Origin of the sequence: Bradyrhizobium sp. CCBAU 11361, from assembly GCF_028128935.1 — a bacterium.
GTDB lineage: Bacteria > Pseudomonadota > Alphaproteobacteria > Rhizobiales > Xanthobacteraceae > Bradyrhizobium > Bradyrhizobium niftali.
In genome coordinates this window covers 1-313 of record NZ_LBJZ01000042.1, presented here as the reverse complement: position 1 = coordinate 313, position 313 = coordinate 1, and the positions used below count along the sequence as shown (strand labels likewise).

Below are 313 nucleotides of genomic sequence, written 5' to 3'. Positions count from 1 at the left end.
TTTTGACTGACCACACCCGGAGGAATTTGAAGTGACCCGCGGGGTCGGCGGCGAAGTGCCGGTCAAGGAGATTCGCCGGTACGATCTCGATCTGTCGATCGCCGCTGTCCCTCGGCAAGCGCCGACGTCGCGGCCGCGCCCGCAAGCCTTGCAGGCGCATCAGCCGCTCAATCTGGTGCAGGCCGCAATCCGCCCCGTCGGCGAGCAGGTCACGCCACACCCGGCGTGCGCCATAGGTGCGGTCGCTGGCGACGAAGCTGGCCTTGACCTTGCCGCCGAGCTCCTCGTCGCTGCGGGATCTGGCGCTGGGAGA

The 313-nt window shown here is 68.1% G+C and carries 1 protein-coding gene; it reads right to left on the bottom strand.

Going from position 1 to position 313, the window contains the following annotated elements; translation table 11 throughout:
* A partial coding sequence (locus XI08_RS09735; RefSeq protein ID WP_271574252.1) for an IS3 family transposase occupies positions 1 to 313 on the bottom strand: 313 nt, incomplete at both ends.